Source organism: Spirillospora albida (assembly GCF_000718255.1).
Lineage (GTDB): Bacteria > Actinomycetota > Actinomycetes > Streptosporangiales > Streptosporangiaceae > Spirillospora > Spirillospora albida.
Genome location: NZ_JOFJ01000073.1, coordinates 1 through 390, shown reverse-complemented (window position 1 = coordinate 390; position 390 = coordinate 1). Strand labels below are relative to the sequence as shown.

General features: G+C 67.4%; 1 protein-coding gene. It reads left to right on the top strand.

The window, feature by feature from the left end:
* A partial coding sequence (locus IE99_RS0128580; protein ID WP_037560284.1) for an acyl-CoA dehydrogenase family protein occupies positions 1-390 on the top strand: 390 nt, incomplete at both ends.

Sequence of the window (390 nt, the reverse complement as noted above, 5' to 3'; positions counted from 1 at the left end):
AGTTGAAGAAGCGGTATCTGGGGCCGGTGGCGCGGGGGGAGGCGATGTTCTCTTATGCGTTGTCGGAGGCGGAGGCGGGGTCGGACGCGGCGGGGATGAAGACCCGTGCGGTGCGTGACGGGGACCACTGGGTGCTGAACGGCGCCAAGATGTGGATCACCAATGCGGGGGTGTCGGAGTACTACACGGTGATGGCGGTGACCGATCCGTCGGCGGGGGCGCGGGGGATCTCGGCGTTCGTGGTGGAGAAGGGCGATGCGGGGGTGTCGTTCGGGCCCAAGGAGCGCAAGCTGGGGATCAAGGGGTCGCCGACCCGGCAGGTGATCTTGGAGGATGTGCGGATTCCGGCGGATCGGATGATCGGTGCGGAGGGGACGGGGTTCAAGACGG